Source organism: Oleiphilus sp. HI0117, from assembly GCF_001635235.1.
Genome location: NZ_LWGA01000852.1, coordinates 1 through 6110 on the forward strand (window position 1 = coordinate 1; position 6110 = coordinate 6110).

The 6110-nt window shown below is 40.1% G+C and carries 5 protein-coding genes; all 5 read right to left on the bottom strand.

What is annotated here, in order from left to right; all coding sequences use genetic code 11:
• Nucleotides 1-55: 55 nt before the first annotated feature.
• Nucleotides 56-379 carry a hypothetical protein gene (locus A3757_RS14610; protein WP_068739838.1) on the bottom strand — a complete coding sequence of 108 codons (324 nt, stop codon included), beginning with the start codon at nucleotides 377-379 and terminating at the stop codon, nucleotides 56-58.
• 141 nt (nucleotides 380-520) lie between these two features.
• Nucleotides 521-859: a hypothetical protein gene (locus tag A3757_RS14615; protein ID WP_068739840.1), complete on the bottom strand. Its 339-nt coding sequence runs from the start codon at nucleotides 857-859 to the stop codon at nucleotides 521-523.
• 80 nt (nucleotides 860-939) lie between these two features.
• Nucleotides 940-1263, bottom strand: a complete 324-nt coding sequence (locus A3757_RS14620; RefSeq protein ID WP_068739842.1) for a hypothetical protein — start codon at nucleotides 1261-1263, stop codon at nucleotides 940-942.
• A gap of 126 nt (nucleotides 1264-1389) precedes the next feature.
• A complete protein-coding gene (locus tag A3757_RS14625) occupies nucleotides 1390-1758 on the bottom strand; it encodes a hypothetical protein (protein WP_068739844.1) in 369 nt (122 codons plus the stop codon).
• A 698-nt stretch (nucleotides 1759-2456) separates the two neighbouring features.
• Nucleotides 2457-6110, bottom strand: a 3654-nt coding sequence (locus A3757_RS14635) for an RHS repeat domain-containing protein (RefSeq protein ID WP_197470059.1), incomplete at its 5' end; no start/stop codon positions are given.

Below are 6110 nucleotides of genomic sequence, written 5' to 3' on the forward strand. Positions count from 1 at the left end.
CCTAAACCAGACAAAATGAATCCGTGATCTAGCCTTAATTCGATGTTTATTGTGTTCAGTACAGTATGATGTAACTAGCCTTCAGGTAACCATTATGGGTGGTGCATGTTGCACCATTTGCATCACTCATATACACACTGAGCGACTTATCCGCCACTTTCGATGCCAGCAATAATGATGAAGCAGTATCACTACCACTACATTTCCATGAAGACATTCCTGATAATTTAAATGCAAACTGTTTCTTTCCTGTACTATCTTTACAACTATTATGTTCAGCCATTAACGCACTAACTTTACCTGCACATGCTATGTCAGCAGCATGCACATTTGCTGTGATTAATAAAAAAGCTACGACGATAATCTTTAAGAACTTCACTTTTTACACTCTTTTCGTAAGTAGAACTTGCCTAAAACAAGTTCATATTTAATGTACTTCCTCGACAATGAAGCGGCACAGTTTTTTGTGATTGATCAGCTTCTATCATCAACCTATTTTTGACTAGACTATGGGCGAATGTCACATGTATAGGTTAACAAAATAAACTTCATCTGAAGGAACAACCCAATGACCAATCGCGCTACATGTTTCATCTGAGCTTATCTTACCTGTCGAGTCTCTATAAGAAACACCAACATCTTTTCCTTGAGCTTGGGCGGACAAAAATAATGCAAACCAAGCATTGCATTGATCTGACGTATCTCCAGCCAAGGTACATAGTTTATGAATACCAAAGCCAATATTCACGTATAAGCTATCACCTAAACCTATATACTTAACAGCACCCTTACACTCGTAATTCGCTAGAGCCGCATTTGTTAATAACAATAATATTCCTGCAACAAATAACTTTCTCATTACTCGACTTCCCTTTCCAACCTATTTGAGACCTTATAGCTACTAGCTATAAGCACCTATAACATGCCTAATTCGGGTTTCTATTTACGTGCATCAGCAGAAAGAATTCTACAAACTATCGAGTCTGCAGATGCTGAACGATCATGATCAAGAACCACTTGAAGCTTTTCTCCAGCTTTACTCGCTGCAAGAATATAAGACCACATCGCTTTCTTATACTCATCGCCCGCAATATCTATTTGAGCTCTACTGTATTTGCACTCTTCTGGAAATGCTGGGCTAGTAACATAGGAAGTGCCATTATTTAGATGGAAGTGCCAATCAACTAGTTCGTTTGTCCAAAACCTTTCAGCATATGCTCCAAAAGAAACACATGTCAGCATAATTAAAACTGCTACTTTCATTCTAAAATCCTTTGACTAATAACATTCCAGAATCAACCTAAATTGACCTAATGCCGGAACATAAAATAAACATCAAAATAAGATGCATTAATTACAAGGTTTTTTGTCCGGCCCTACTCGCCTCTACTAATCGCCCATTAAATGCCAATAATAGAAGTAAGCCGTTCCAACACTTCCATGCGCAGAGACAGTCGTACACGCATCAGGGTTAGAATCCGGGCTATAAATCAAGGTCTGAATAGCTTTACCTTGGGCCTGTGCAGACAAAGCCATCGATAACTTTTGATCAAACATTTCGTCACTATTCTTTAGGTAAATTGAAGTTTTATTCGTTGCACAAGTTACTAAAGAAATATTCTCAATTTCATTCTGACCTTGTAGTAACAGTCCGCTTCCAAGCAGCTTTACATTTTTGGGGTAAACAGTTAACCAAGCATGCCCAGCAAAAACAGATGTACTAAAAAAGATCATTATGAGGCCGATAATCTTATTCATATATAATTCCAAAGCTCATTATTTTCATCTACGAAACCACCTACACAGTACTCGTTTCAACCTATAAAAGGCTGAATAATTAGGTATCAAACCCATCATTGAAAGCGATACACCCATGCCATTCCTGGCGTTTAATTTGCCCTATTCCTGAAAGCAAATTCTGCTTAGTGAATGTAATTATTCATCATTCAAAATTAGTATTTTTGCCGTTTAAAACAGCTTTTTTACCAAACCGCCAACGTCTGCTTTAAGCCTAAAGTGGACCTTAATAGACTGCCTTTAATAAGCTTGCTAGAAACTGAGAACATTTAGATACATACTTTTTTAATCTCCATCACTCAATACAAATTCTCTACTTTTATTAGTCACTATAACGCTAGTAACAAAAACTAAAGCCAGAAAGAAGAAAAAAACTCCATTTAAATAATCATTTTCGGAAACTATAGTTTTCGCGACAGCTAGACCTAACATAAGTAGCGGAGCACACACGATGAAATACTTAAATGCACTATATTTACACCTTTCAATAAATAATTTATTAGTCTTGACCAAAAGGAAGATGAATAAGAGATACAGGACACTGAACCCTACACCAAATTTCAAAGTGATAATTGCCGGTCCATAAATAGCGCATATAACCAAAAACTTGACCCGAGATTCCCCCGATAGATTATTACTCATAGGTTTCGCCTCCATCATTAATTAGTCTTTTCCGGTATAGATAACGTGTTAGTAAAGTCTATCGCATCATTAGCATAACCGGCCGTATCTACTGTTCCCTGGAACCCTTTACCACCATAGAAAAATGCATCATCCAGGAATTTGGCTATAGGAGCTGCGGGCAACAAAAGTACCCCTATTAAATTAGTAACACTTTCTGAGTCCAGCCAAAGAGCACCCATTGCTGAAGCTCCTGAGACTAGGTAATAAGGGATCGTTAAAGTTCCAACAACAGAAAATGCTGTCGCATATTCTTTTTGCGTTGTAGTGGTATATGATTCCAATGACGTTGCGTCAGCTTGATCAGCCATAATGACGCCAGAATTCATCACACTCTGAGGAACCCAGCCTTTATTTCCATTCTTAAATGTAACTTCGACGCAACCGGGGCAGCCGTTTTGTTCTGACGTTAACTCATTAAACAAATGAACCATCGCCGCTTGAATAGCGCCTTGAGCAAAGTCACCGCCAGTCGCGCGAGAAGCTAAACCTCCAAACGTGGCAACGACTACTGTTCTCTCTATACTTAAAGGATCACCAAAACCACGAGTGGCGTAGCTACCAATTTTAGAGGCCAGCGCAGAAACCGCCCCATGAATAAACTTATCCCCGCGTAGGTCTGCTATGACACCTTGACTGACCATGTGCGTAGCCGTTATCAAGGCCCAGCTACCACCAATATGCCAGTAGCCGTCTGGGTTATTTATCCAACCACCCTCTGCAATGCCATTTGTGACGCCAGCAGAAGCAGCGGCTATTGCTGCATTTTCAAGCGACTTTCGCCCAATTTTGCCTGATTGCAAAAAGGACATAGTTAAGTTAGTAACTGCCGAGCGGGTCATCGCAACACCAACCGTCATTTTAGAGCCACCTAAAACCCCAACATCTGGATTCATCATTGTTGCGGAGAGAATAATACTAGAGGCCATCTGCCATGTAGGGTTATCACCGTAATGTGACGCAGCATATAGTAAGATAGCAGCAATGATATGACCGTAGTGTCCAGTAGGGTCTCGACTAACGACGGGATTACCTCTTACATAGGAGTAGCGGTTATAATCTAGTGGTGTTTCAATATCAGGGATCATTGAGTCTGCTGATGTAAAACGACCAATCACTGGATCATAGAGGCGCGCATTCATGTTTATTAGGCCAATTTCGTCAATCGACTCATGAGATGTAAAACCTCGCACGCCTGAAAGCTCAGTCATTGTTTCAGCAGCAATGTACCGAGAGATTAAATCATCGCCCTCACCTTCTTGTTCGAAAGCACCCCATACGTCTGCCCCTACGTCACTACTCTCTGCAACAACTGCTGTTTCCTGGTCTAAGTGATTGATTTGATCTTTCTGATCTTGAATTAAATCATCAATCAACGAACCATAAGGTGAATAATAGCGTCTAGAAACAACCTGCATACGAGAGTCAGTGATTAGCTCCCCACTTCCCAATATGTCCCTATGAATATAGGAAACTTTATCTGCTGTTTTGGCTTGTGCTATCTCATCCTCCAAAACAGTATCCGTTTTTTCTATCACCGCGACTGCATCGCCATCAGCCCAAACAGTATAGCGATGTATTACTTCTGAACCTTTTTTAACGTATTCGTAACCGGGTTGAACATAGTATCGCGTTTCACCTGAAGTTGTTTTTACCACTCGTTTTTGAGACGCATCGTATTTGAAGGAGACTGTTTGGCCATTTGCTGTAACGGATTGTGCTTTATTAAACGATGCCCAAACATAACTTCGGCCATCGCCTGTTAGCATATTTCCGTTTGCGTCATAGGCATAACTGAAATTACTTCCTTCAAAGCTTCTTGAGTCAAGTTGATTTGTTAAAGGATCATAAGTCATGATTCCAGCATTCGTTTTACGAGTTATATTCCCCCGTTCATCATGCTCGTAAGAATATGTGAGACTATACTGCGGTTGATTATATATCGATTGATCAAACGTCCAATCGCTTAGTCGCCCTTGATCATCTGTATACAGAAAAGTTTCTGTTGTTGTATTACCGAGGTCATTGGTATCGGTTTTATCGATGATTCTTCCACGGTCATCATAGCTATAGGTGAGCTGCCTCAGTGAACTTCCATTCACAATGGCGGTATTAATCTGCTCTACCAAGCCGGTTTCAGGATCTAAATCTCGATGCGTGTATAAGCCATTTCCGAATATCTCTGTCTGGAGGTAGCCTTTTGGTGTTCGCTTGGCTGCATGCCAAAGTGTTAACTTACCATGAGTGCTGTTCAAGTCTTGCTGGCTTTGGGCAAGTGCTGCGGCTCCGTCTTCATCAATAACATATAAAGCTTCGTCAACGGCACCAAGTCGAGCTTCTATAGTCGCTAAGTCACTATCTATACCATTATCTAGTTCTGAAATCTCTGAAGCTGAGCTAGAAACAGCCGCTTCCATTTGACCAAAGTAATACTTGTATTTTTCCTCATAAAAATCTTGAGCCTCACCAACTTCCATTTCCCATTGATGAATATAAGGAACTTCTACAGTTGCAGGAACAAACGTGACAATATCGCCTACCATTATTGGAATTAAACGCTCTTCGTCTCGCATTCTTTCCTCAAAACCTACATACGTTTCATTAATGGGCTCTTCAACAGAGTATGAGTTAAGTTCTGTTTGTAAGGCTTGAAACAAGTTAAGTGCTGCGGGGAGATCGTCTTCAAAATAACTTTCCCAAGGAGCTCTATCTCCTTCAAGATCAATAGCACCCCACCCCCAAACATAACAATAATTTGACGAGGACAGGAGTTCATCTATATGAGAGAGAAGCTCAATTTCAACCCTAGCAATGCTCAACTGTTTTATTTTCTCCAGGACTTCAGCATTCGTGAAGAAAGATTCACGCGCAAGTAATTGAGTTTTAAGCGAGGCTACTCGCTCGGAATATATAGGCAGCTCAGCATCAAGCATTTGATGGCCCGGAAACTTTGAACAGTCAATAGAGTTAACCCCTTCTCGATTAAAACTGCCATCTTCATTTACTGGGTTTGGGTACATAGACCTTCTCAAAAGAGAAGTTATTTCGTAAAAAGACACGTCTTTGATATAGTCCAACAGCAATTGTACCGTACTTATTTCAAACTCACTTGCTCCTGCACCTGTTTGATAAGCTGATATTGTAGCTCTAAACAGTTCCTGGTCATTTAACAAAGGCGCTAGATTCTCTCTATACACTTGATAAGCTGATTCACAGTTAGCTATTGCTCGGTTATATTCTTGGTTTTTGAAATAATACTCACTAAAGTCATCAATATTAAATTCGCATTCATCGTAATTATTATCAGCGTAAATGTAGTCTTGTAATACCTTTTTTAACTCATAGAGTTGTATTTGTGCGTCTCTGTCAATAAATTCGTAAACTAAATCAAGCGTTCCTTGATCAAGCTCCGAAACAGTCTTCTCAATAATACTCGAATCTGTTTCACTACCTATTACCGTGCCGACAACTTGCTGCTGAACCAGTGATTGCGCCAGATATCTCTGAGCTAAACCTTCGAAGAATGTGACTGGGTCAATTATTTCTGGTGCAGGAATTATTTGTTCGTCACCGTTGGCCAGGGTAATAGTTAAATCACTTATGGCAACAGTTACTTGATCTGTATTATATCT